We start from the raw sequence: 26,509 nt of genomic DNA, 5'->3' as shown, positions 1-26,509 counted from the left end.
ATTCTATATTCATAATACTGACTTCATTATTTATCAATGTAAAGTTCTGAATGTCATCTCTCTCAAGGCTTCGCCATCCGTCATAGAACCAGCCTCCACTCCTTTGGATTTTAAGTCTAATTTCTTAATATCAGCAATAATTTGAACCACTTTTGCTAAACTATAATTTCTGGATGCCAAGCCATAATCTTTGGTGAAAAAAGGATTTACGCCCAAAACAACCGCCAAATTTCTTTCTGATTTATCTTGTGTGGCATGGGTCAATAATACTTTCGAGAAAAAACTGTACAGCAAAATAACGACGGGCGCTAAAGGGTTGTCTTTGGGATTGGCCGCAAAGAAATTTACAATCTGATTAGCTTTCAGTACATCTTTGTTAATTAATGCCTTCTGAAACTCAAAATAATTATATTCTTTGCTGATTCCGACAAATTTCTCCACAACCTGAGCATTGATTTCCTCATCAACTCTCAAATTAAGCATAATCTTGTCAATCTCCGAGGCTAAACGCTTCAAATCATTACCAACGTTCTCGCAAAGCATTTCTATTGCTTTACGACTAATCTTTAAACCATTTTCGTGGCAATATTCCAAAATCCAATCGGGAATTTTATTGTCGTACAATTTTTTGGAAGGCATCATCACTCCAGCCTTGTCAAAAGCCTTTACCCAAGTCTTTCTTTCATCAGCTCCCGTTTTAAAGACAAGGACTAAAATTGTTGAAGACATCGGTTTTTTAGCATAGTTCTCGAGGGCGACCTGCATTTCTTTTTGCTCAATTCCTTGCAATCCTTGGGCTTCTTTTACTAAAATCAATTGTCTCTCCGCCATCATGGGAAAACGTTTGGCGTGCGACAACAACGCAGGAATTGTTAAGTCTTTCCCAAAAAAAACAAATTGATTAAAACTTCTATCGGCTGAAGCGAGGGCGTGTTCTTCAATATAATCAGAAACTTTTTCGGTATAATAAGGTTCGTCTCCGTGTAGTAGATACAGAGGCGAATATGATTTTTTCTTTAAATCTTTTAGTACTTCGGAGGCTGTTTTGGGCATAATATTGTGATTAAATGACATACAGATTTAATGGAATGGTTTACTTTTATCATAGATTGATTCGTAATTTTCTATCAAAATTAAAATCTTTTCAATCCGTGCTATCCTTGTGCCATCAGAAATTTATTACTATTGTTAATTATTTCCGGAAAAAACTGTTGAAATTCTGCTTCGTATAAATCATACTCTTTTCGTAATTCATCGGTGGCATTTTCGATTCCTGATTCAAAACTTAGTCTTTTAGCAATTCCCCTCAAAGCCCATTCAATCCCTTCGTAAGATTTATAGCCTAATAACCAATTCCGTGTAACCATTGATTTTACCATTCTTTCCATGGGTTCGGGGATTTCGGCTTTTCGTTTTTCCAATAAACTATAAAAATTCTGAGCGTATTCTCCGAGTGAAAGGGCGGAATATTGATGGAAATTCTTCGCTAAAACATGGTCATAAAACATATCAATCACAATACCAGAAAACTTATGGTATTTAGGTTTCAAGCGGTCGCTACTTTGTCTTACGATGGGATGTGTATCGGTAAAAAAATCGATTTCACGGTGAAGAGCCATGCCTTTTATGACACTTTCCGAGTATTGGGCATTGGTTAATTTGTTCAAACGACCTTTGACAAAATCGCCTAAAAAATTTCCAATTTTAATATCATCGTTATCACCAGATAAATAAATATGGGCTAAGAAGTTCAAAATAGCAGTTTTTTAGGTTATTAAAACATAAAGTTAAGAAAAAAGGATTACCCTTTTGTTAGTTATTTGTAACTTCGTTTAACATTTTAAAAAATTGATAGCAATGCAAATTACGAATGAAAAAGTGGTTACCTTATCTTATGAATTAACGGTAACGGATGCAGAAGGACAAAAGGAATTAATTGAAACCGTTGAACAAGACGACCCAATGGCATTTATCCAAGGATTAAGCGGTTTGCCAGAGGCTTTTGAGGAAAATATCGAAGGACTTTCGGAAGGTGATACATTTGAGTTTTCAATTCCTGCTGAAAATGGTTACGGTGAATTTGATCCAACGGCCATTGTGGAATTACCAAAAGATATTTTTAAAGTAGATGGCGAATTTGTGGAAGAAATGTTGGAGGTTGGAAACTATCTTCCGATGACAGATGACTCAGGAAATCAACTAAATGGTAGAGTTATTGCCATTGAAGCTGATGTGGTAAGAATGGACTTTAATCATCCTTTGGTTGATAAAGAAATGTATTTTAAAGGTACAATTATTGGCGTAAGAGATGCTACACAAATTGAACTTGATCACGGACACGTACATGGTGCGGGTGGCGTTCAACATTAAATTCAATAAATAAGTCAGAATGAAAAACAAGCAATTAAAAATGAGAGTTTTAATTCACTTCTCCATTAAGTATTCTGACTTATTTCCACTTTATTTTTACTTCATTTTATGCAAAAACCCGAATTTGATGATATTTTCATGGAGTTAGCAGTTAATCTTGCTAAACGTTCCCATTGTATCAAAGCCCAAGTCGGTGCAGTATTGACCCAAGATACTCGAATTATTTCCATTGGTTATAATGGCCCTCCCGCAGGAACGCACAACTGCGATGAAGAATTTCCCATTGATGGTTGCGAAAGAGACTCGAAAGGAAGTTGTTCATTGGCACTTCATGCCGAACAAAATGCCATTTTATATGCCGCAAAAAACGGCGCTTTGATTGAAGGAGCTACTATTTACGTTACGCTTTCACCGTGTATTGCTTGTGCAAGAATTATTTACAGCATGAAAATTTCAAAAGTAATTTTTCTAAATTCTTATGCTGAATATAAAAAGATTGGCAAAGATGAAGGCGTGGAGTTTTTGAGAAAGTTTGGGGTAGAGGTAGTTCGGTATGTGGCTACGGATTTGGTGTAGAGTGTTTTGTTTGGACATTCCCGCCTATGCGACTCACTCTGTCTTTGAATTCGTCAGATTAAAGGATTTTTTAGATTTTCTCTTCCAAAACACTCCTATTAATCCTTTAATATGAAGAATCCAAATCCAGAAATTATTTACCTCCCAACATATCCAATTTGCTCGTCCTCATCCTCAAAAATCAATTCCGCATCTTTCTCCCAAATTTCCATTTCACAAGGTTTGCAGTTGAATTTTAGTTTGTACTCATTCTCTCCGTGTTTCAAGGTTAGTGGCTCTACTAACTTCTCTCCCATCGTCTCCCGTTGAAATCTTGCACATTTGCCTAATTCATATTTTACGCAATATTTAGTCGTCATTACCCGTGCTTTCCCAGGGTCCCATTGCAATTCAAATGCCTTTTCAATTTCAGTTACGCCATGTCTCATGTAAAATGCTCTTGCCATTTTATTCGACACGTTGTACATAAAATCCAGTTTTTGTACGGGATAAGGATGATCGGTTTTCGTAATTTGAAATTCTTCTCGATGGTATTCTTTTACCCGAATTTCAACCAATTGTTCCAAGGCTTCACGTCTAATTTCATTCACTTTTGAAATAGGTAAAAACCAGTTTTCTGATAATTCCACCTCCACATTATCAACAATAAAAGGCGTATTACCCGTTTTTGCGAGATTCTTTTTAATATTCGGAATCACAGATTCTTGACTTTTGGCTAATTCCTTGGCAGTCTGAAAACTTTGTACGCTTTGATGTCCATCTTCATCAGTCACTAATAATTGAAAACCATCGACTGTTTCCGTAAATTTTAAGCTCACGCCAATCTTACGAACCGCACTATTTTCTTTTTCAACCATTTTGTTAAATTCAGCATCCGAATTTCGATAAATGACCGTTCCGACTGCCAAATTTTTAAACGTATTTGGCACAACTAAATCATTGACAATGATATTTACTTGCGTTCCATCGGGTTCGCCATTTTCATTGACAAAAAATAGTCCATCACCGTTATTTAACTTTTCAAAATTCTCAATAACGTAACCGTTTGCTTTGATTTCCAGCAATTTACCAATCAATTGCCCTTGCGATTTCGGACTTTCCCACGAGCCAATTTTCTCTTTCCGTTTATTAACAAAATAATCCGTGTAGCCTCGGTTGAAACTTCTGTCCATTTCTGGCTCGAAATTGTAGAATGTTCTACCCGAAGAAGCCTTTTCAAATTGAGCAGTATTATTTTCCAAGAACGAATCCAATTTCTTCCGTAAATAAGAGGTATTGTTTTTTACATACACAAGGTCTTTCAAACGTCCTTCAATTTTAAAAGAAGTAACCCCCGCATCAATCAAATTGGGCAATTGGTCACTTAAATCTAAATCTTTGATGGATAATAAATGACTGTTGGCGATTAAAGTTTTGCCCGTACCATCAATTAATTGGTAAGGCAAACGGCAGTTTTGAGCGCAAGAACCTCGATTGGCACTACGTTCGCCATTGGCAACACTCATGTAGCAATTACCACTAAAAGATACGCACAAAGCTCCCGAAACGAAGAATTCTAACTCAACATCAGTGGCTTCACTGATTTCTCTGACTTGATCTAAATTCAATTCTCTGGCCAATACAACCCGTTTCATCCCTGCATCTTTCAAGAATTTAACGTGATTGGCATCTCGGTTATTTGCTTGCGTACTCGCATGAATAACGATGGGTGGCAAGTCCATTTCCATAATTGCCATATCCTGCACGATGAGTGCATCCACACCAATGTCGTATAATTGATGGATTAGTTTTTTACACAATTCCAGTTCATTATCGTACAAAATCGTATTAATAACTACAAAAACTTGCGCCTTAAAAAGGTGAGCATACTTCACCATTTCGGCAATATCCTCCAAAGAATTGGTCGCATTTGACCTTGCTCCAAATTGTGGAGCTCCAATATATACAGCATCTGCACCCGCATTAATAGCAGCCATCCCTTGAAAAAGGTTTTTGGCAGGGGCAAGAATTTCGACTTTCTTTTTCATACGAGAATTAAATTGTAACAAGATGCAAAATTACGGAATTTTGAGCGAAAATTGGAATGTGGACGAAATTAGGGTTGAGTTTAATACAGGAAGAAGCCAATAGTTCGTTTAATTATCGTTACTTTGTTTGGTTTTACAGAATAACTATTTTCAAGAAAATTGCGCACATAAATTTACCAAAAAGTGGATTATAAAGACTATTATAAAGTATTAGGGGTTGATAAAAAAGCTTCCCAAGAAGAAATTAAAAAGGCTTATCGAGTTTTAGCGGTGAAAAATCATCCCGATAAAAACCCCAATAACAAAACGGCAGAAAACCAATTTAAACTCGCCAATGAAGCCAATGAAGTATTGGGAAACCCAGAAAAAAGAAAGAAATATGATGAATTAGGAGCCAATTGGCAACAATACGGCAACCAGAAAGGTGGAAATGCCGGCGGGCAATATCGGTACGAATCTAACGGAAATGACCCGTTTGGAGAACAATCTGATTTTTCTGATTTCTTTGAACAATTCTTTTCGAATGAATCCAGAGGTGGTGGCAAGACTCAAAATCGAAGAGGTGGCGATTATGAAACCGAAATAGAAATTACACTCGAAGAAGCCTACCAGGGTACCAGCCGAACGATTCAAGTTGATGCCGAAAAATTGCGAATTTCTACCAAACCTGGTTCGTACAATGGTCAACAATTACGGATAAAAAACAAAGGTCAAAAGGGCACCGGTGAGAATAATCGAGGTGATTTATTTGTAAAGATAAAAGTCAAAAATCATCCTAATTTTACCCGAAAAGGAGATGACTTATCCTATACGCAAACCATTGATTTATACACCGCCGTATTGGGTGGGGAGGTGATTGTAAATACTTTATCGGGGCAAGTTAAAATTAAAATTTCGGAGGGAACTCAAAATGGGAAAACCATCCGTTTAAAAGGAAAAGGGATGCCAATTTACGATAAAAAAGACAGTTTTGGCGATTTTTATCTTGAAATATTGGTACAGATTCCAGAAAAATTGACTGAAAAACAAAAGGAATTATTCGAACAATTAAAAACAACATTGATATAAAAATGCTAATGTAAACGCCTTCCTTGAATGAAAAGATGGCTTTTTGGCTTTGGAAATTAGAGGATTTGAAATAAGAACATTCGTTTTGCTTTAAGTTTTGGGGAAAACTGGCCAACATTGTATTTTTCGCAAAAATTCACACAGTTAGTTCACAATGATTGCTTAATTAAAACTGTGAATTATGTAAATTTTATTAGAAATTATGTAAAACTTGTTTAAAAAAATAACTCCAAATTTGTATTATAATTTTACTGACCCGAAAACCAGTAAAATGTCGTTCAAAAAGATAAATAAAAATTTTAATAGTGGTTAGGTGTTACTCAAACGTTCTTCAAATTTGGAGAACGTTTATTGTTTTATACCAAACCAAATAATCGCTAAACAAACCTATGAAAATCAAATATCCCATTAAAGATCCCCATTCCGTATCGGTAGAAGAGATTTTACAAATGCTTCAAACCGATATAAATCAGGGACTTGTGGCTTCCGAAGCCAACCTCCGCAACAAACAATTCGGATTTAATATTTACGAAACTCAAGCACAAAAAAGTATCTGGCTGATTCTTCTTGGACAATTCCGAAGTCCCATTGTGTATTTATTGGCTTTTGGCGCCTTGGTTTCGCTCTATTTTCAAAATTATATAGAATCTGCTTCCATTGTTGTAGTATTATTGGTGAATGCTTTGATTGGTTTTTTAATGGAAATGCAGGCCCGTAGCTCCATGAACGCCCTAAAGCAGATGGACATCATCAAATCCAAAGTCATCAGGGATGGAAAAATATCGGAAATTGCCGCTGAAAAAATCACACCGGGCGATTTGGTTGTCTTAGAAGCTGGCGATCTAATTCCTGGAGATGGCCGTTTGGTTGTTTCAAATCAATTGCAATGTGATGAATCTTCGCTCACCGGTGAATCGCTTCCCATGCTTAAAAATATCGAAATACTTGCAAAAGATACCTCACTCGGCGACCAACTCGACATGGTTTTTAAAGGCTCTTCCGTAATGAATGGCAACGGGAAAGTCGTAATTACGGGGATTGCCAAAAATACGGAGTTGGGTAAAATAACATCTTTGGTTGAGAACTCAGTCGAAACACAAACGCCCTTAGATAAAAAACTAATTTCACTGAGCAAAAAACTGATTTGGATAACCTTAATCATGACGGTAATTTTTGCGGTTACGGGTATCATTCAAGGCAAAAATTGGTTACTAATTCTGGAGACATCCATTGCTTTAGCAGTTGCGGCTTTTCCCGAAGGCTTGCCCATTGTGTCAACGGTGGCTTTATCCTACGGAATGCTCTTGATGGCGAAGCGAAATGCCATTGTAAAAAAACTTTCCGCCGTGGAAACTTTAGGAAGTACCAGTGTGATTTTAACGGATAAAACTGGAACACTCACTGAGAATAAAATCTACGTGGATACTTTTTCTTTTCCACAAGAATCCGTAAAAGTTAATATAGAGAATAATCAGCTAAAATTCAATAATGTCGAGATAAAATACAGCATAGAAAATTTTGAAAAGCTAAAAACTGTGGGTGCTTTGTGCAACAATGCTACTTCCGAAATTAAAGGAAAAAAGGAAAAAACAATGGGCGACCCCGTTGAAATTGCCTTACTGCATTTGGCGAATACCTCAAATGTTTCTTTTGAACAAATCCATCAAAAATACAAACGCATCGGTGAAATTCCTTTTGATGCCGATACTAAAATGATGGCCACCCTGCACAAAAGCGAAAAGGGAAATTTTGTAGCCGCAAAAGGTTCAGTTGAGCAGATATTGGAAAAATGCAATAAAATTCTTTACGACAAAACGACCAAGGAAATCAGTAAAAGCGATAGAAAGAAAATTATCGAAGATTCTGAAAAATTATCGGAAGAAGGACTACGAGTTTTAGGTTTTGCATACCAAGAAGAAACTAATATTCTAAATGAAAATTATCTAAATGATTTGATTTATATTGGCGCAATCGGTTTCCTTGACCCACCTCGATTGGACATCAAAAAAGCCATCATCACCTGCCGAGATGCTGGAATCAAAGTAGTAATGATCACGGGCGACCACCCTAAAACGGCCTTAAATATTGCAAAAAAAGTGGGATTGGTGGATGAAAATGAACAAAATGTAATTACAGGGCGTGAATTATCTGAGGCGAAATCACTTACTAAAGATTGGAAAAACAGAATTCTTTCTACTGCGGTATTTGCTCGAACAACGCCAAAACAAAAATTGGATATTGCGGATATTTTTCAAAAAGCAGGAAATATTGTTGCCATGACTGGCGATGGCGTAAATGATGCTCCTGCCCTGAAAAAAGCAGATGTTGGTATTGCAATGGGTTTGCGAGGCACACAAGTGGCAAAAGAAACCGCCAGTATCATTCTAAAAAATGACTCATTTACATCCATCGCCGAAGCGGTAGCTCACGGACGGGAGATTTTCAATAATATCAAGAAATTTGTCATTTATCTCGTTTCCTGCAATTTGAGCGAGATTTTCATTGTTACGACTTTAGGGTTTCTTGCTCCTGCATCCACAATTTTGCCCTTGCAGATTTTGTTTTTGAATATGGTAACCGATGTCTTTCCTGCCTTAGCGCTGGGTCTGGGCAAAGGTGATAATACCGTAATGGATGTACCACCCAGAAACCCGAAAGAGGATATTGTTACCAATAAAGATTGGGTTGAGATTGGTTTTTACTCGGCCATAATTACGATTTCAGTAATTTTAACGGTCTTATATTGTCAAGAATATATTACCTCAGATAGTAAAATTTTAAATAATGTAGCTTTCATAACCTTAGCGTTTGCTCAATTATTTCACGTTTTTAATATGTCATCGCCAAAGTCAAAATTTATAGTTAATGAAATTACTAAAAACCATTTCGTATGGTATGCTCTTATTATATGTTCGGGATTAATGGTAGTTGTGTATGCTATCCCCCAAATGCGTTCAGTGTTAGGATTGGCAATTTTGCCGATGAGTGCGTGGGTAGCTGCAATCTTAGCAAGTTTAATGCCATTGGTTTTATTACAGATTTATAAGGTTTTCAGAAAAAACCTTATAAATCTGTAATAAAACTTCATACGAGCAGGTTATCACATATTAAATTCTTATTAGTTTTTACATTTCGAGCATAAAAATCGTAACATTTTGAAGATTTATGACTACCTTTTATTAAAAATGATAGCATGGTCGTTTATAATTGAGGTTAAAAATTTACGAAATGTAAACTTAGGTAAAGCGTTTTTCTTACCATTTACGCCACTAATAAATTTATTATAACACAAGTTTTTTCTAAACAAAATCGAATCATGAAAACCATCCTTTTTCCAACAGATTTTAGTAAAAATGCGGCTCACGCATCCCGCTACGCAGGGATGTTAGCAAAACTTTACGATGCTAAATTGGTGTTACTGCACGTTCATCACATCCCCATGGTGCCCAAAAATCACCCTTCCCTTGAAGTAAGTGATGCCATTGCGCTCAATGAAAAGAGTGCAACAGTAGACTTACAAGTATTTACGAAGGAGTTTATTGAGATTTCAAATTTACCTTCTGAAAGAGTCATCCAGAAACTTGAATACGGATTTACAGCCGAAACCATCGTTGAAACTGCTAAAGCGATTAAAGCAGATTTTATTGTGATGGGTACGCAAGGTGCTTCAGATCTTTTGGATAAATGGCTGGGTACGCACGCACAAGAAGTTATCAAAACGGCTGAATGCCCCGTTTTCACGATTTCCAAAAATGTTCCGATTGATTATCCACAAAGAATTTTATACGCAGCTGATTTCAAAAAAGATGAAACCTCCGCCACGCAAAAAATATTAGACATTGCCAAACCTTTGGGAGCAAGTTGTAAGGTAATTCATATTCACGAAGAATTTGAACCTAATATTGGCCATATCGTGGAAGAAACGATTACAGATTTAGAGAAAAAATTTGAAACTGAAGATGTTTCGGTTCAACAACTTCATCGTGGTGACATTATTGAAGGATTAGAAACTTATATAAAAACCTATCAGCCAGAGGTGCTGGCTTTGGCAATTCACGAAAAATCATTTTTAAATAGTATTTTCGAAACCAGTATTTCTCGTCATTTTATTCAAGAGGCAAAATTACCCTTACTCACATTCAAGAAATAAAATAATCACTATGCCATCAAATAATTTTAACATTCAAGGCTTATCACAAGCCGAAGTAATTGCATCGAGAGAAAAACATGGCAAAAATTTAGTAAACTATCAGCAAGAAAATGCCTTTTGGGAAACGTTAAAAGGTTTTTTGAAAGACCCGATGGTGGTTTTATTATTGGTGGCATCGGTAATTTATTTTATGAGTGGAGAAACGGGTAATGGAATATTTATGGTCTCGGCAATTTTCTTGGTTTCGGGAATTTCTTTGTATCAAGATTCTCGCAGTAAAATAGCCTTAGATAAATTACGAGACCTTTCGCAACCCAAATCCAAAGTGATTCGGGAAGGAGAAATTGAGGAAATTAAAAGTGAGGATTTAGTAATTGGCGATAGTCTGATGATAGAAGAAGGCACAACCATTTCTGCGGACAGTATCATCGTTCATTCCAATGATTTTTCGGTAAATGAGTCCATTTTAACAGGGGAATCCAATTTGGTCAAAAAAGATAGTACCAAAACTGATAATCTCATTTTTCAAGGCACAGCCGTTGCTACGGGGTTGGCCATTGCCACCGTTAAAGCGATTGGCGGTGAAACAAAGTTAGGGAAAATTGGAAAAAGTCTGCAAGGCATAAAAGAAGAGAAAACTCCATTAGAATTACAGGTTGGCAGTTTTGTTAAAAATATGGCCATTTTGGGTGCGGTAGTATTTTTTGTCGTCTGGGGCATCAACTATTTCCATTCTCACGATATTATGGATAGTTTACTCAAAGCCTTAACGCTGGCGATGAGCATTTTACCCGAAGAAATTCCCGTAGCATTTACCACTTTTATGGCTTTAGGAGCGTGGAGAATGATGCAAAAAGGAATTGTAGTTAAACAGATGAAAACCGTTGAAACGCTTGGTTCTGCCACAGTAATTTGTACGGATAAAACGGGAACAATTACCGAAAATAAAATGACCTTGGCGAAACTATTTTTCTTAAAAACCAATACCATTTCGGAGGCAGAAAATGCAATAAATGTTGATAATAAAGCACTTATCAGAATTGCCATGTGGGCAAGTGAACCCATCCCTTTCGACCCCATGGAAATTGCTATACACGAAGCCTACCGAAAAGCATTTTCGAGCGATGAAAGACCTCAGTATTCTTTAAATCATGAATATCCATTGGGTGGAATCCCGCCCATGATGACCCATATTTTTGAAGACATGTCGGCGGGTCATAGAATTATAGCCACCAAAGGAGCGACGGAAGCTATCATAAAAGTATCTCATCTAACTGATTCCGAAACCCATCAAATACACGAAGCGGTAAACACTTTAGCATCTGAAGGTTATCGAGTATTGGGGGTAGCGGAATCTATATTTAAAGGAAATAATTTTCCAAAAACGCAACAAGAATTCACCTTTAATTTCATTGGACTAGTGGCTTTTTATGACCCACCAAAGAAAAATATTCATGCGGTGTTAGAACATTTTTATCAGGCAGGAATTAATGTGAAAATCATTACAGGCGATAACAGTGAAACAACCCAATCAATCGCAAAACAAATTGGATTTCGAGGTTTTGACAACGTAACATCTCCCATAGCGATAACAGGCGATGAATTAATGAAATTGTCGGAAACAGAATTAAAAAAAACGGTGATGAATACGCAAATCTTCACCCGAATGTTTCCCGATGCTAAATTAAAAATTATTAATGCCCTCAAGGCGGAAAACCAAATAGTTGCCATGACTGGCGATGGTGTGAATGATGGCCCAGCCTTGAAAGCCGCTCACATTGGAATAGCGATGGGCAAAAAAGGTACGGAAATTGCAAAAGAAGCTGCTTCCTTGGTTCTTATGAATGACGATTTATCAAAAATGGTAGATGCCATCGGGATGGGCAGGAGAATTTATACCAATCTAAAAAAGGCAATTCAATTTATCATCTCTATCCACGTTCCAATAATTTTGACAGTCTTCGTTCCTTTGGCATTAGGTTGGATTTACCCCAATATTTTTTCACCACTTCATATTATTTTTTTAGAATTGGTGATGGGGCCAACTTGCTCTGTTGTTTATGAAAATGAACCCATGGAAAAAAATACAATGACGCTTCCACCACGCCCAATGACCAGTACTTTTTTTAATTGGAAAGAAGTTTCAATGAGTATTTTACAAGGTCTATTAATAACCGTTGGTACTTTATTTATCTATCAGTACGCAGTACACAAAAACTACAACGAGCAACTCACAAGAGCGATGGTTTTTACAGCGCTGATAACTGCTAACGTATTTTTGACTTTAGTGAATCGTTCCTTTTATTACTCCATTTTCACAACGATGAAGTATAAAAATAATTTGGTCTTTTGGGTAATTATTACAACAATTATCACCACGAGTTTATTGCTATATATTCCTGCATTGGCCATTTTCTTTAAATTTGAAGCCTTAAATTTCGCCCAATTATTAATCTGTATTGGCGTAGGATTTATTACTGTAATTTGGATTGAATTAGTAAAGTGGAGAAACAGAAATAGCTAAACAAATAAAAATTATGAACTTATCTATAACCTCAGTAATCAAAAAAATGCTATTACTTTTGCTATTAATAGTTGGTTTATATTATGCCAAAGTTTTTTTAATGCCTTTGACAATTGGCGGAATTTTGGGGGCACTGTTTCTTCCTTTTTGCCAATTGATGGAAAGCAAGAAACTCCCCAAAGGAGTAGCCGTTTTTATTTGCCTGTTAGCATTATTATCAATTATTTCTACTTTTATTTTTTTGTTAGGTTGGAAAGTTACCGAACTCACCAATGATGTTTCCTTGCTTAAACAAAAGGCAATCGACACATTTAACCAAACACAGGAGTACATTTTTACGCATTTGGGAATATCTGCCAAAGAACAATTAGCCATCTTAAAGTCAGAACAACCTTCCTACACCAGTATCATGCAAGTAGTATTTGGTTCGCTTACGAGTGTCTTCAAAAACCTCATATTTGTATTGGTTTATTTTCTATTTCTACTATTCTATCGATCGCACATAAAAAATTTCTTGCTCAAACTTTCGGTTAAATCCCAACGAGATGAAATGGAGCAAATCATTCATTCTTCTACCAAAGTTTCCCAACAGTATTTGTTAGGTCTTTCCAAAATGATTATTTGTTTATGGATTATGTATGGCATCGGTTTCAGTGTACTTGGGGTTGAAAATGCACTGTTTTTTGCGATATTATGTGGATTATTGGAAATAGTACCTTTTGTTGGCAATATTACAGGAACTACTTTAACCGTTTTAGTCACAGCTTTGCACGGTGCCGAATTCTCTACATTAATAGGTATTGTGATTACTTATATTGTCGTACAATTTATTCAAGGTTGGGTACTTGAACCACTCATTTTGGGTCCCCAAGTAAAGATAAATCCCTTATTTACCATCTTGGCTTTAGTCCTTGGAGAATTACTTTGGGGAATCTCTGGCATCATTCTCGCCATTCCAATCACGGCGATTTTTAAAATTATCTGCGATCACATTGAACCTCTAAAACCTTATGGATTTTTGATTGGTGAAATAGAAACAGAAAATAAAAAAAGCATTTTTTTGAGAAAAATAAAATAAAGTTCAGGAGTAATCCCAATATAACTCGAAGTGAAAAGCATCTACTAATTTAATATAACTTCCCTATTTTAGGAAATTAGTCATTATATTAACCCATGAAGTCGATGAATTATGATAGTCCAAAATGAGTGAAATATGTAAATTATTTCTAAAATTGTGTAATACTTTCTAATGCCTAAAACCCAATCTTTGTATGGTAATAACACTCTCGCATACAACTTCATGCCGCCCAATAATACGCCTTCCAATGAATAAAAAAAATTAGTAGAATGGTTGAGTACAAAACGAGAGCAAGGGGTTACTCTCGTTTTTGTTTCTCGAAACAAACATCAAAAATGAAAATCAAACAGAATGGTCAATTGAGCAGGCCTATACAGGAAATGGTTTTAATGAAAAAGCTTTTTTCACCGTTTCTTGTAAAATTAATAGAAATTGAATATTAGGTTCAAAGATTTACAAATGGAATTGGTTGAAGATAAGAATACGATTTAAAACATCTTATAAAATTAAATTTATGAAAACAATATTGTTTCCGACCAATTTTAGTAAAAATGCTGTTCACGCATCACTATATGCGGGCATGATTGCCCGAGCAATGGATGCGCAGCTAATTTTGCTCAACGTATATTCAATACCGATGGCAACGGAATATCAGATTCCGTATAATGTGGATGGCTTTCTAAAAGATAGTCAAGAAACTGCTAAAGAGAATTTGCAGGTTTTCGGTAAAGAGTTAATCAAAAGTACTAAGCTTTCACCCGATAAAGTCACGCAAATAACGGAGTATGGCCAAATCACGGATAGTATTGTCAGAACAGCTCATGAGAAAAAAGTAGATTTAATTATTATCGGAACGATGGGCGTTTCAAACATATTGGATCAATGGCTTGGCACAAATGCACAAAATATAATTGAAACGGCCGAATGCCCCGTGTTGATTATTCCTGAAAAGGCGGAGCTAAATTTCCCCAAAGTTTTAATGTATGCCGCTGATTTTAAGGAAGATGATGTTTTGGCAACGCATAAAGTCTTAGAATTTACGAAGCCTTTGGGAGCAATGTGCAAAGTAATTCATATTCACGATTATTATGAAGTGATTACAAATCAAAATGTGAAAGAAAAGGTATTAGAATTGAAACATGAATTTGAAGAAGATGATGAGGTGACAATAAAAAATATTAATCGTGAAGAAATTTATAATGGCCTAAAAACCTACGTCAGGACTCATAAACCTGATGTTTTGGCTTTAGCCATTTATAAAAAATCGTTTTTGAGGAAAATTTTTGAACGAGGTATCATCGACCATTACGTTCAAAATGGCGATATTCCTTTGCTTATTTTTAGGAAATGAAATACCTATTAGCCTGATAATCCAAATATATTTAAACAACATAAATACAATAATTGCGCATAAAAAATGCCACTTCAAAAATTGGAGTGGCATTTTTTAGGATAACCAAAAAAATCTATCCTAAATAAGTCTTCAATGCCTTACTTCTTGAGGTATGACGTAAACGACGAATTGCTTTTTCTTTAATCTGACGTACACGTTCACGAGTAAGATTAAATTTCTCGCCAATTTCTTCTAAAGTCATGGCATGTTCTCCGTTCAGTCCGAAATATAAAGTTACAACATCGGCTTCACGCTGCGTTAAAGTTGATAATGCTCTCTGAACTTCACGACGAAGTGAGTCGTTAATCAAACCTGAATCTGGCTTATCTTCTCCGTCATTTTCTAAAACGTCCAACAATGAATTTTCTTCTCCTTGAACAAACGGTGCATCCATTGAGACATGGCGACCAGAGATTTTCAACGTATCAACAACTTCACCCGTAGAAATTTCCAAAACCTCAGCTAATTCTTCTGGCGTTGGTTCACGTTCAAATTTTTGTTCTAATTCCGAAAACGTTTTCGAGATTTTGTTCAAAGAACCTACACGATTCAAAGGCAAACGTACGATACGAGATTGTTCAGCTAAAGCTTGTAAAATTGACTGACGAATCCACCAAACGGCGTAAGAAATAAATTTAAAACCACGAGTTTCATCAAAACGTTGTGCCGCTTTGATAAGTCCTAAATTTCCTTCATTGATAAGGTCACCGAGGCTAAGGCCTTGATTCTGATACTGTTTTGCAACAGATACCACAAAACGAAGGTTCGCTTTTGTAAGTCTTTCTAATGATAATTGGTCCCCGTCACGGATTTTTTGAGCTAAAATAACTTCCTCCTCTGGTGTCAATAAATCCACCTTGCCGATTTCTTGTAGATACTTATCAAGTGATTGACTTTCTCGGTTAGTAATCTGTTTACTAATTTTTAGCTGTCTCATATTTTTTTTAAATGGTTAACAAACCGCTTTTTTAAAATTAAATGTGATTGTGATAGAAGTAAACAGTTTTTAGTTTGCAGTATTCAGTTTCTGTTCATTCGTTAAATTAATTCTACATCCTAAGATTAGACTATTTTTTGAATTGACTGACAACGTGTTCTAAATTTTACTGATTACTTTGAAAAGGAGAAGATTAGACGTAAAATAAGTACAAAACCAAACGACTATATAAGTACAAAAAGCACATCTTATAATCGTTTGGAATGAAAATAATTCTTTTATAAAAGATTAACGTAATTTCTCTCAGATTTGTTCTATTTGACTTCCGGCTTGGGTAAAAGGGCCTTTCTCGACAAACGGAATTTTCCAGTTTTCTTATCTACCTCAATCAATTTCACTTTCACTTGCTCGCCGATTTGAAGAACACCTTCAACCGTTTCTAATCGTTCCCACTTGATTTCAGAGATGTGTAAAAGACCGTCTTTGCCTGGTAAAAATTCAACAAAAGCTCCAAATGGCATGATTGATTTAACAACGCCATCGTAGATTTCGCCCTCTTCTGGAATCATCACGATACCTTTAACCATTGATACTGCTTTGTCCATTGACTCTTTATTGGCAGAGAAAATTGACACATAGCCACCATCTGGTTTTTCTTCAATTGTAACGGTTGCACCTGATTGTTTTTGAATATCTTGAACAACTTTTCCACCTGGCCCGATTACCGCTCCGATTTGCTCTTTCATAATCTTAATGACAACAGCCCGTGGAGTTTGTGGTTTCAAGTCGGCTCTTGGTGAAGAAATAGCTTCCTTCATTTTACCCAAGATATGTAAACGTCCTTGTTTTGCTTGATTTAACGCTTCAACCAAAACATCGTAAGAAAGGCCATCTACTTTAATGTCCATTTGACAAGCCGTAATTCCTTTTTCAGTTCCTGTAACTTTGAAATCCATATCTCCTAAATGATCTTCATCACCTAAAATATCTGAAAGAACGGCATATTTACCCGTTTTAGGGTCAGAAATCAATCCCATTGCAATTCCAGAAACGGGTGCTGAGATTTTAATTCCTGCATCCATCAACGCCAATGTTCCCGCACATACAGTTGCCATTGAAGACGAACCATTTGATTCAAGAATATCAGAAACGATACGGATTGTATAAGGATTGTTAGCATCAGAAGGTAATACTTTTTTCAAAGCACGCATCGCCAAGTTACCATGTCCAACTTCACGACGACCAGGTCCTCTGTTTGGTTTTACTTCACCCGTTGAAAATCCAGGGAAGTTATAATGCAACATGAAACGATTGTATCCAGAAACCATGGCTGAATCAATCATTTGCTCGTCCATTTTCGTACCTAAAGTTACAGTCGTCAAAGATTGTGTTTCACCACGAGTGAATACGGCTGAACCGTGTGGAGAAGGCAAATAATCTACTTCACATGTGATTTGGCGAATTTCATCCAATTTACGACCATCCAAACGGAAACGTTCAGTAATCACCATTTGACGAACTGCTTCTTTCTCAATATCGTGGAAATAAACTTTCGCTAAAGATTTATTTACAACTGAATCTTCTGGTAAAGCATCGAAATATTCTGCTTCAACCGCTTTAAATGATTCTCTACGACCGCTTTTACTTGGATTTGCTAATTTAGCAACTGCGTAAAATTTGTCATAATAACCAGCCCAAAGTAATTTCTTTAATTCTTCATCGTGTATTTCGTGGTTATAGACACGCTTTTCAGTCTTACCAACTTCAATTGTCAATTCAACCAAAGCAGCACAATGAACTTTGATGGCATCGTGTGCAAGTCTCAGTGCTGTTAGCATATCCTCTTCTGAGCATTCCATCATTTCACCTTCCACCATCAAAATATCGTTGGCATTTGCCGCCACCAATAATTCCATCTCAGCATTTGCAATTTGAGCGATAGTTGGATTTACAATAAATTCACCGTTGATTTTTGCAACACGAACCTCAGAAATTGGTCCATTGAAAGGAATATCTGAAACTGCTATACAAGCTGCGGCTGCTAATCCTGCAAAGGCATCTGGTGAAACAGTTTCATCCGATGAAATCATCGTGATAGCAACTTGCGTATCGGCGTGATAATCGGATGGAAAAGTAGGGCGTAAAGCTCTATCAACCAAACGACTCACTAAAATTTCGTAATCTGAGAGTCTTGCTTCACGACGTAAAAATCCACCAGGAATTTTTCCTGCCGAAGCAAATTTCTCTTGATAATCAACTGATAATGGAAGGAAATCAACGCCTTCCTTTGCTGTTTGGCTTGAAACAACCGTAGCCAACAACATCATGTTTCCGCTTCTTACAACGACAGAACCATCCGCCTGTTTTGCAAGTTTGCCCGTTTCGATGGATATTTCTTTACCATCGGGCATTGTTATTTTTTTCGTTATTACGTTAAACGACATATTTTTTTTGATTTTACCTTTAATCTAACTTCTGAGTAAAAAACAGGGTGTTAAAGGCATTTGTTGGATTTGAATCGCTAATTTCTTTCTTGTCAATCATTAATTATCATGTTTCGTTTAGAAGTAGAATTTGACAAGAACATAAATTAACGAGCATCCAAAGAGAGGAAATAAAAAGTAGGCAATTGAAACAATTGCCTACCAAAAATACTATTTTCTGATGCCGAGTTCGACAATAATAGTACGGTAACGAGAGATTTCTGTTTTGATTAAATAATCTAACAAAGCTCTACGCTTTCCTACCAATTTCAAAAGACCGAAACGTGTCGAGTGATCTTTTTTGTTTTTCTTTAAGTGCTCAGTCAAATGATTGATTCTGAAAGTAAACAAAGCTATTTGCGACTCAGCAGAACCAGTATCGATTTTTGACTTTCCATGTCCACGAGATTCAAAAATCTCCTGTTTTACATCCGAAGTTAAGTACATCTTCAACCAGTTTAAATTGTTAATAATTATGAAAACATGCAAAATTACCGTTTTTCCTACGTATTAACAAGTTTCAACTTCATTTTATTTGAAATCCATTCACCAAAAGCTGTTTTAGACAGCTTTTCTTTCATTCTGTTAAAATAAACAGCGTAAACATCGGCTTCAAAGAGTCGGGAATCGTTTTGGGCTTTTTTCAGGAAGTATAATCCGAAAAGAAATAAAATAATATTTGAAACCCAAGCACCTACCTGCACCGCCAATCGACTCTCTTTGGCTGCCTTATCGCCTTGTTGGGTCATTACATACATCATAATAAAGAATATAATCGCAATAACCACTGGCAATCCAAATCCTCCTTTTTTAATAATTCCACCCAATGGTGCGCCAATTAAAAACATGACAAATACGGCAATGGCATTCGTAAATTTATGATGCCACTCTAAGTCAGTTCTATGAGAATCCTCTTCTTTTGAAAGTAATGAGTTCTGATTCGTTTCATTATAAGTATATATATTGTTGGCCTGCCCCAACGCATAATCTACATTTTGAGTTGGGAAAGTTAACTGTTTTAATCTCTTCTTAACAAAATCATCTAATTTCGGATTAACTTTAAGTTTAATCAACTGATTTCCAACCACTGAATTTTTAGGAATATGCTTCATTTCGTAACCGTAATAAGAACTTGCATTCGTCAAAAAACTTTTACGTAAGGATTGGTAACTCTTTTTCAGCGAATCCGAATCGTAGGATAGTTCAGAAATACCACGCATCATTTGGTGATGTTTAAATTGGTCTTCCTCTGTCTTGTGCATATCGAAAGCCGCCAAACTCATAATTACTTTACTTTTTGTGAAAGAATGAGTAGATAAATCCGTAGCATCTGCGGTTCCGGTTTTATCGGCATCCTCGGTGTAATCATTTCCATTAAAAAGCTCAAAAATCAAATACTGCTTGTTCATAATCGAATACATCTGAGCAGAATCGGCCATGGTTACGTGAGTATCACCATTATTTTTAGTATGGTCAAAAATAACAATGCTTTTTAAAGTCTTATTGTCAGGATATTTTTTAGCCACTTTAATGCTATATCCCGGCAAATCGGTATAAAAAATACCCTCCTTGATATTCAAGGTAGTTTTCGTGGTTTTTATGTCGTACAAAAGACTATATCCTTTCAGATTAGCCCAAGGTAAAGCAACATTATTAAACCAAAAGGCAAATACACTTATAAAAACGGTGACCACAAACATCGGTAACATGGCCCTTGTGATCGAAATACCAGCACTTTTGATGGCAGTAAGTTCAAAATATTCGCCTAAGTTTCCGTAAGTCATCAAGGTTGAAAGGAGCATCGCTAAAGGAAGGGCAATTGGAATCGTAATTAGACTAAAATAAAAGAATAATTTAAGATAAATATCTATGCCCAAATCTTTGCCAAAAAGGTCGGCAAAATAGGCTATGATTAATCTCATCAAAAAGATAAAAATCACCACGGCTAAAGTCATAAAAAATGGTTGCCAGAATGATTTTAGGATTAATTTATCAATTTTTTTTATCATTGGTCGAAATATAAAATGCTCGTGATTCGGAAAGAAACACGAGCATCGTGCGTTCATTTGAGAACGTAAAAATACATGAATTTGATTTCAATAGATTGTTAAAATTTCTTAACTGCCAACTATTTCTTTTAGCTTATAAATTAAATCTCCCCATAATTCGGTCAACTCATCTTCATCAGTAGTCATTGAATAATCAACTATTTTCAAATAGGTTGAGCCAGTTAAATCGCTGACATCCATTTTAAATTCAAGATAATTATGGTCTTTTTCTTCCGAATTAGGCGGAACAAAATCAAATTTTGCGGATTTATTTAACCTTAATTGAGACAGTTTTGCCACATGACTTTCACCATCCCATAAGAAGTCGAATGTTGTACTATCTTTTAATACAACCTTTTCGGCAAACCACTGTTGCATACCAGAAGCTGAACTGATATAGGGAAATAGCACTTTTGGAGAGGCTCTTAACTCATATTCTGCGATAAATTTATGTTTACTCATTTTTTTACAAGATTTAGCAATTTCAAAACGCTTAAAAATGTATTTTAATACTATTAGCAATAAAATACTTGTACTCTATATTGGCAAAGGTATAAATGTTCAAGAAATTCGCAAGCATTTTTTTATAATTTACAATCTAAACGCTAAAATAAATTCATTATATACTGATAATCAATCACTTAACCCTTGAAATATTTTATTTCATAGAATTTTACATTTTAACAAAAAGGCCTCTTTAAACGCCTGAAAATCAAGCAATAGCGAAATTCTTTCAAAATAAACCCCATTTGATTTGTCTAAAAATATTAAAATCCTTAATTTTGCACCACATTAATACTGCGGGATAGCTCAGATGGTTAGAGCGTAGGATTCATAACCCTAAGGTCGGCAGTTCGATCCTGCTTCCCGCAACTATTAGAGCCCTTACTGAATTTTTCGGTAAGGGCTTTTTTTATAGCCATGAGCAATAAGAAGATGAGCATTGAGTTTAAAAATAAGGTTATTTCCCTTTTTTTAAACCCAAAGCTCATTGCTTAAGGTTTACAGCTATCTCAAATCCAATCTAACTACATTTTCCACATGGTGTGTCTGCGGAAACATATCTACCGGTTGAACCGCTGTAACAGCATATTTTTCATCCAAAATCGCTAAATCTCGGGCTTGAGTAGCTGGATTACAACTTACATAAACAATTCGCTTAGGTGCTGCCTCCAACAAAACTCTGATAACTGGCTCGTCCATCCCCGCACGTGGAGGATCGGTAATTACCGTATCTGGTCGTCCGTGTTGACTTACAAAATCGTAACTCAATAATTTACGCATATCACCCGCATAAAATTCCGTATTAGTGATATTATTAATTAGTGAGTTAACTTTTGCATCTTCAACCGCCATTTCTACATATTCTAAACCAATTACTTTTTTTGCTTGTCGAGCTACAAAATTGGCAATGGTTCCTGTCCCTGTATAAAGGTCATATACCATCTCATCGCCCAACAAATCAGCGTATTCCCGAGTAATTTTATACAATTCAAAAGCTTGTTTTGAGTTAGTTTGGAAGAAAGATTTTGGTCCTACTCTAAACCGTAGCGGATTGCCGCCCAACCCTTCCATTTCTTCTTCAATGTAAGGAAGCCCTTTTACGTTTACTACTTCTAAATCAAAGAATGTATCATTTCCTTTTGTATTGATAATATAATTTAACGAAGTGATTTCTGGAAATGTCAAAGCCAAATGGTTCATCACCAAATCAATATCTTCTGGTTGACAATAAGCAAACTGAACAATAACCATTAAATCGCCCGTATTGGCAGTTCTGATAATTAAGTTACGCAATGCCCCTTTTTGCTGTTTGATCTGCTCGTAATAATCAATGTTATGCTTTTGGGTAAATGCCCGTAATTCTAAACGAATGGCATTTGAAGGATCGGGTTGCAAATAACATTTTTCAATATCCAAAATTTTATCAAAACGTCTTGGAATGTGAAAACCGAGGGCATTTCTTGAAAATTCTTCACCCGAATCCATCTGCTCTTTCGTTAACCAACGATTTTGAGAAAATGTATATTCCAATTTATTCCGATAATAAAACATATCAGCGGATGGGAAAATTGGTTTTATTTCTGGTAAATCAACTTTCGCAATTCGTTGTAAAGCATCCGTAACTTGGCGGGTCTTAAAATCCAATTGTACTTGATAATCAATGTGTTGCCATTTACAACCGCCGCAAGTTCCGAAATGTTGACAGGTAATTTCGGTACGAAATTTTGATTCTGGCCGAATATTAAAAGCGACTGCTTCCATGAAACTTTTCTTGGATTTCATCACTCGTAAATCGACTGTATCACCTGGCGCAACAGGGCCTTCAATGAAGATAACTTTATCATCAATTCGACTAATACATTTTGCATCAGAGGCAAAATCTTCTACTAAAACATTCTCGTAAATGGTATTTTCTTTTTTCTTTTTCATTGCAACCACATAGTTATCATAGGTTACATAGAAAAACTTATGTGAACATTGATACTAATAATTTTATTGATTAATTGTGATAAGGAACACAAAAGTACGGACTATGAAAATTTATATTGATAAAAAGATGTGAGTTTTAAGAAAATGAAGGAATTTTGTGGAAATATAAATCACATAAATGAAAGATAAAGTAGTCATCATCACGGGCGCATCATCAGGAATTGGAAAAGCTTTGGCATTTTCTTTTGGACTGGAAGGCGCCAAAATTGTCATTACAGGAAGAAAAGCAGCTCCTTTGCTCGAAGTAAGTCAGGAGTTAACCCAAAAAGGAATTGAAAATTTCGCCTTCGTTTCGGATGTCAGCATTGAAGCAGATAATATTAAAATGATTGAAAAAACCGTTGAAAAATACGGTAAAATTGACATTCTGATTAATAATGCGGGCATATCGATGCGTTCGATGTTTGCGGATTGCGATTTGAATGTCATTAAAACGGTGATGGATATTAATTTCTACGGAACGGTTTACGCTACGAAATATGCCCTTCCGTACATCAAAGCAACGAAAGGTTCAATTGTTGGGGTTTCGTCCATTGCTGGGTATAGAGGATTGCCCGTTCGTTCAGGATATTCTGCCTCAAAATTTGCCGTAAATGGCTTTTTAGAAGCTTTACGCACGGAATTATTGCATACTGGCGTGCACGTTTTGACGGCTTGCCCGGGCTTTACTGCTTCCAATATTCGGGTGGCTTCTTTGGGTTCAGACGGAAATTCAAAAGGGGAATCTATGAGAGATGAAGGAAATATGATGTCTTCAGAAGAAGTGGCCGATAGAATTTTAAAGGCAGTAAAAAATCGTGATAGAGATATGGTTTTGACCTTGCAGGGAAAAGCGGTTATTTTAATTAATAAACTATTTCCAAAATTGGCAGATAAATTAACTTTTAATGCTTTGGCGAGAGAAAAAGATTCACCTTTGGCCAGCCAATAAGCAATAAGGACAATTTCCTTTTGCAGAAAATCGTCCTTAAAATTTAAAATAATTCCCCAATATCCGCATACATTTCTTGAAATCGTTTGATGACTTTTTGAATAAAATATTCATCAATCATTTCACGGATAGTTACTTCAGAAGCATCCATTTCAGCAATTTTATAGACTTGTTCTAAATCGGGCGTTTCAAATTTTACAAAATACTTGGCGTTCCATTTATACAAGGATATTTTCAAATCAGGGCTTGAGCCAGCGAGTTCTCCGATGAAATACATTTTTATAGGCTTTAGGGGTTTTGGATTAGAAGTTTGTGGTTCTAAAACCTAACCCCTAATGCCTAAAACCTGATAACATTTACGCTTCTTCTTCAATAACTGTAATTTTTTGAATTTGATCGCCTTCACGAATTTTATCGATTACGTCTAAACCTTCCACCACTTTTCCGAAACAAGTATGCTTGCGGTCTAAATGAGCAGTATTCGCACGACTGTGACATACAAAAAACTGAGAACCGCCTGTATTTGGTCCACGGTGAGCCATTGATAATACGCCACGGTCGTGGTATTGGTTATTGCCAGTTAATTCGCATGGAATTGAATAGCCAGGACCTCCACCACCAGTTCCATCTGGGTCGCCACCTTGAATCACGAAATTTGGAATTACTCTGTGAAAAGTTAATCCATCATAAAAGCCCTTTTTAGCTAAATCAGTAAAATTTTTTACGTGAATTGGAGCATCTTGCTCATAAAATTCAATTACCATTAGACCTCTATCGGTCAGCATTTCAGCTTTAATCATTTTTCAGTTTTGAGCTATGAGTTCTGAGCTATGAGTGAATTAACCCAACGTCGAACTCTGTTTATTAATCATTTTCTACAAAATTAGGAACAAAAGGGTTTAAGTCATAGTTCAAATTTTAACCTTACCCCGCAAAATATCAAAATACATGATAAAATCACTGACGAGACTGTAAAATGGATATTTGAAAGTAGCGGGCTTGTTTTTCTCGAAAAAGAAATGCCCAACCCACGCAAAAAAGTATCCAACTACGGGCATAAACCACATTAGCTGATACTGTGCCGTATAAAGTGCGTAAATCAGGATGACGAAAAATAGGCTCGTTCCGATAAAATGCAGTAATTTTGAAGTCGAGTTGGCGTGTTCGGTTAAATAGTAAGGATAAAATTCCTTTAAAGATTGAAAATCGCTGGTTTTAATAGTTTCCATTTTGGGATTATTTAAAGATTAAACTTTAATTATACGTGAAAATAATAAAATATTTCCTCATTTTTAGCATCGCTTCCCTCCTATTTTCTTGTGGAACCGATAAAACCGAAGAATCGATTAAATTTTTTAAAAGAGGCAATCAAAAACTGAAAGAAAAAGAATATTTGGATGCTATTCATTGGTTTGATGAATCGTTGAAACAGAATCCAAAATTTGCGGATTCTTACAATAATCGTGGTTTGGCGTACCAAAAAATTGAAAAAATAGATGGTGCTTTAAAGGATTTTGACAAAGCCATTGAAATTGACAAAAAGTATTGGGAAGCCTATTACAATCGTGCAGAGGCACTTTTTTTGAAAGGCGATTTTCAAAATGCGATGTTGGATTACGACAAATTGGCGATTCCCTTCAAAGATTCATCGTTTTATTATGTGAGTCGGGCGGATGCGAAAGTTCAGTTGGGAAATACTGCGGGTGCTACCGCCGATTATGAAAGAGCCATTTTATTAAACCCAAAAAATGCCGAGGCTTATACAAATCAAGGGTATCTTTATTTTGAAAATAAGGACTATATTTTGGCAAAAAACAACTTTCAAAAGGCGATTTCGTTGAACCCAAAACAAGATTTTGCGCTGAATAATTTAGCTTTTATTTTAAACACCGAAAAGAAATACGACGAAGCCTTCAAGTACGTAAATTTAGCTTTAGGTCAAGAACCCGCCCAACCGTTCTATTTGAATAATAAAGGCTTGATTTTACTAAATTTAGGTAAATTTGAGGAAGCTAAAGAATTAATTGAACGGTCTATCCGATTGAATGATAAAAATGGATTGGCTTATCAAAACTTAGGACTTTATTATCAGAAAAAAGGGGATAATTTAAAGGCGAAGGAAAATTTTGATATGGCGAAGGGGTTGGAGTGAGGAAAGCGTTTTTTCATTCAAAAACTGTAATTTTTAACAGTATAAAAAGTACGACAAAACTTTCGTATATTATCTTCTTGGTCCGTAGAACAACATTATCCCGTGGTTTGGTGTCCTCACCAGCCAACTTGCGAAAGCAAAAACCCGAATTTTAATATATATATATATTTAATTGATGATCAGACAGTTGTATTGCTTTCGCCAGTTGTCGAGCGTGATACTCGCCAAGGAAGCGCATATTACAGAGTTAGCGGCGTTAGCGGCAAGGCTAAAAGACAA

General features: G+C 35.9%; 22 protein-coding genes and 1 tRNA gene. 11 read left to right on the top strand and 12 right to left on the bottom strand.

The features are described 5' to 3' along the window. Positions 1 to 33: 33 nt before the first annotated feature. The gene (gene holA / locus AC1W31_RS05520; RefSeq protein WP_481733410.1) at positions 34 to 1,074 is read right to left on the bottom strand and encodes a DNA polymerase III subunit delta; all 1,041 of its coding nucleotides are present in this window, start codon (positions 1,072 to 1,074) and stop codon (positions 34 to 36) included. 80 nt (positions 1,075 to 1,154) lie between these two features. Further along, entirely contained in the window at positions 1,155 to 1,754 is a 600-nt protein-coding gene (locus AC1W31_RS05515) for an acyl carrier protein phosphodiesterase (protein ID WP_481733409.1), read from the bottom strand. A 103-nt stretch (positions 1,755 to 1,857) separates the two neighbouring features. On the opposite strand from AC1W31_RS05515, the gene AC1W31_RS05510 reads away from it, so the two are divergent. Then, positions 1,858 to 2,370, top strand: a complete 513-nt coding sequence (locus tag AC1W31_RS05510) for an FKBP-type peptidyl-prolyl cis-trans isomerase (RefSeq protein WP_481733408.1) — start codon at positions 1,858 to 1,860, stop codon at positions 2,368 to 2,370. A 108-nt stretch (positions 2,371 to 2,478) separates the two neighbouring features. Then, positions 2,479 to 2,946, top strand: a complete 468-nt coding sequence (locus AC1W31_RS05505; protein ID WP_481733407.1) for a deoxycytidylate deaminase — start codon at positions 2,479 to 2,481, stop codon at positions 2,944 to 2,946. 137 nt (positions 2,947 to 3,083) lie between these two features. Here AC1W31_RS05505 and AC1W31_RS05500 read toward each other — a convergent pair whose 3' ends face one another. Beyond that, positions 3,084 to 4,973 (bottom strand): peptidase U32 family protein, encoded by a 1,890-nt coding sequence (locus AC1W31_RS05500; RefSeq protein WP_481733406.1) that lies wholly within the window; start codon positions 4,971 to 4,973, stop codon positions 3,084 to 3,086. A 183-nt stretch (positions 4,974 to 5,156) separates the two neighbouring features. Between AC1W31_RS05500 and AC1W31_RS05495 the strand changes: the two genes are divergently transcribed. From AC1W31_RS05495 to AC1W31_RS05470, 6 genes are all read left to right on the top strand, one after another. Beyond that, positions 5,157 to 6,041 carry a DnaJ C-terminal domain-containing protein gene (locus AC1W31_RS05495; RefSeq protein ID WP_481733405.1) on the top strand — a complete coding sequence of 295 codons (885 nt, stop codon included), beginning with the start codon at positions 5,157 to 5,159 and terminating at the stop codon, positions 6,039 to 6,041. A 389-nt stretch (positions 6,042 to 6,430) separates the two neighbouring features. Beyond that, positions 6,431 to 9,118, top strand: coding sequence for a cation-translocating P-type ATPase (locus tag AC1W31_RS05490; RefSeq protein ID WP_481733404.1), 2,688 nt, complete (start codon positions 6,431 to 6,433; stop codon positions 9,116 to 9,118). 239 nt (positions 9,119 to 9,357) lie between these two features. Further along, entirely contained in the window at positions 9,358 to 10,191 is an 834-nt protein-coding gene (locus AC1W31_RS05485; RefSeq protein WP_481733403.1) for a universal stress protein, read from the top strand. Between the two features lie 10 nt (positions 10,192 to 10,201). After that, positions 10,202 to 12,715 carry a cation-translocating P-type ATPase gene (locus tag AC1W31_RS05480; RefSeq protein ID WP_481733402.1) on the top strand — a complete coding sequence of 838 codons (2,514 nt, stop codon included), beginning with the start codon at positions 10,202 to 10,204 and terminating at the stop codon, positions 12,713 to 12,715. A 13-nt stretch (positions 12,716 to 12,728) separates the two neighbouring features. Continuing rightward, positions 12,729 to 13,793, top strand: a complete 1,065-nt coding sequence (locus AC1W31_RS05475; RefSeq protein WP_481733401.1) for an AI-2E family transporter — start codon at positions 12,729 to 12,731, stop codon at positions 13,791 to 13,793. 514 nt (positions 13,794 to 14,307) lie between these two features. Then, on the top strand, positions 14,308 to 15,144 hold the full coding sequence (locus tag AC1W31_RS05470) for a universal stress protein (RefSeq protein WP_481733400.1): 837 nt from the start codon (positions 14,308 to 14,310) through the stop codon (positions 15,142 to 15,144). A gap of 115 nt (positions 15,145 to 15,259) precedes the next feature. Here the strand turns inward: AC1W31_RS05470 and AC1W31_RS05465 are convergent, their stop codons facing one another. The 5 genes from AC1W31_RS05465 to AC1W31_RS05445 form a co-directional block, all read right to left on the bottom strand. Further along, complete coding sequence (locus AC1W31_RS05465; protein ID WP_109744482.1) at positions 15,260 to 16,123, bottom strand: sigma-70 family RNA polymerase sigma factor; 864 nt, start codon at positions 16,121 to 16,123, stop codon at positions 15,260 to 15,262. Between the two features lie 314 nt (positions 16,124 to 16,437). Beyond that, positions 16,438 to 18,567 carry a polyribonucleotide nucleotidyltransferase gene (pnp, locus tag AC1W31_RS05460; protein WP_481733399.1) on the bottom strand — a complete coding sequence of 710 codons (2,130 nt, stop codon included), beginning with the start codon at positions 18,565 to 18,567 and terminating at the stop codon, positions 16,438 to 16,440. Between the two features lie 210 nt (positions 18,568 to 18,777). Continuing rightward, entirely contained in the window at positions 18,778 to 19,053 is a 276-nt protein-coding gene (rpsO, locus tag AC1W31_RS05455) for a 30S ribosomal protein S15 (protein WP_481733398.1), read from the bottom strand. A gap of 56 nt (positions 19,054 to 19,109) precedes the next feature. Next, positions 19,110 to 20,615, bottom strand: coding sequence for an LptF/LptG family permease (locus tag AC1W31_RS05450; protein ID WP_481733397.1), 1,506 nt, complete (start codon positions 20,613 to 20,615; stop codon positions 19,110 to 19,112). 108 nt (positions 20,616 to 20,723) lie between these two features. Next, positions 20,724 to 21,116, bottom strand: coding sequence for an START-like domain-containing protein (locus tag AC1W31_RS05445; RefSeq protein ID WP_481733396.1), 393 nt, complete (start codon positions 21,114 to 21,116; stop codon positions 20,724 to 20,726). A 337-nt stretch (positions 21,117 to 21,453) separates the two neighbouring features. On the opposite strand from AC1W31_RS05445, the gene AC1W31_RS05440 reads away from it, so the two are divergent. Beyond that, a tRNA-Met gene (locus tag AC1W31_RS05440) sits at positions 21,454 to 21,527 on the top strand. 135 nt (positions 21,528 to 21,662) lie between these two features. Here the strand turns inward: AC1W31_RS05440 and rlmD are convergent. Then, the gene (gene rlmD, locus AC1W31_RS05435; protein WP_481733395.1) at positions 21,663 to 23,087 is read right to left on the bottom strand and encodes a 23S rRNA (uracil(1939)-C(5))-methyltransferase RlmD; all 1,425 of its coding nucleotides are present in this window, start codon (positions 23,085 to 23,087) and stop codon (positions 21,663 to 21,665) included. A 178-nt stretch (positions 23,088 to 23,265) separates the two neighbouring features. Here rlmD and AC1W31_RS05430 point away from each other — a divergent pair, with 178 nt between their 5' ends. Next, positions 23,266 to 24,078, top strand: coding sequence for an SDR family oxidoreductase (locus AC1W31_RS05430; protein WP_481733394.1), 813 nt, complete (start codon positions 23,266 to 23,268; stop codon positions 24,076 to 24,078). 43 nt (positions 24,079 to 24,121) lie between these two features. On the opposite strand, the gene AC1W31_RS05425 is transcribed toward AC1W31_RS05430, so the two are convergent. The 3 genes from AC1W31_RS05425 to AC1W31_RS05415 all read right to left on the bottom strand — a co-directional run bounded on the left by AC1W31_RS05425 (position 24,122) and on the right by AC1W31_RS05415 (position 25,307). Beyond that, positions 24,122 to 24,355 carry a hypothetical protein gene (locus tag AC1W31_RS05425; protein ID WP_481733393.1) on the bottom strand — a complete coding sequence of 78 codons (234 nt, stop codon included), beginning with the start codon at positions 24,353 to 24,355 and terminating at the stop codon, positions 24,122 to 24,124. A 79-nt stretch (positions 24,356 to 24,434) separates the two neighbouring features. Continuing rightward, entirely contained in the window at positions 24,435 to 24,878 is a 444-nt protein-coding gene (locus AC1W31_RS05420; RefSeq protein WP_481733392.1) for a peptidylprolyl isomerase, read from the bottom strand. 111 nt (positions 24,879 to 24,989) lie between these two features. Next, a complete protein-coding gene (locus AC1W31_RS05415) occupies positions 24,990 to 25,307 on the bottom strand; it encodes an Mpo1-like protein (protein WP_481733391.1) in 318 nt (105 codons plus the stop codon). Between the two features lie 35 nt (positions 25,308 to 25,342). Here AC1W31_RS05415 and AC1W31_RS05410 point away from each other — a divergent pair, with 35 nt between their 5' ends. Continuing rightward, positions 25,343 to 26,230 carry a tetratricopeptide repeat protein gene (locus AC1W31_RS05410; RefSeq protein ID WP_481733390.1) on the top strand — a complete coding sequence of 296 codons (888 nt, stop codon included), beginning with the start codon at positions 25,343 to 25,345 and terminating at the stop codon, positions 26,228 to 26,230. The last annotated feature ends 279 nt before the right edge of the window (positions 26,231 to 26,509 follow it).

It is taken from the genome of Arcicella sp., assembly GCF_964672035.1.
Note: the sequence above shows the minus strand (reverse complement) of the source record. Positions and strands in the feature narration are given on the sequence as shown.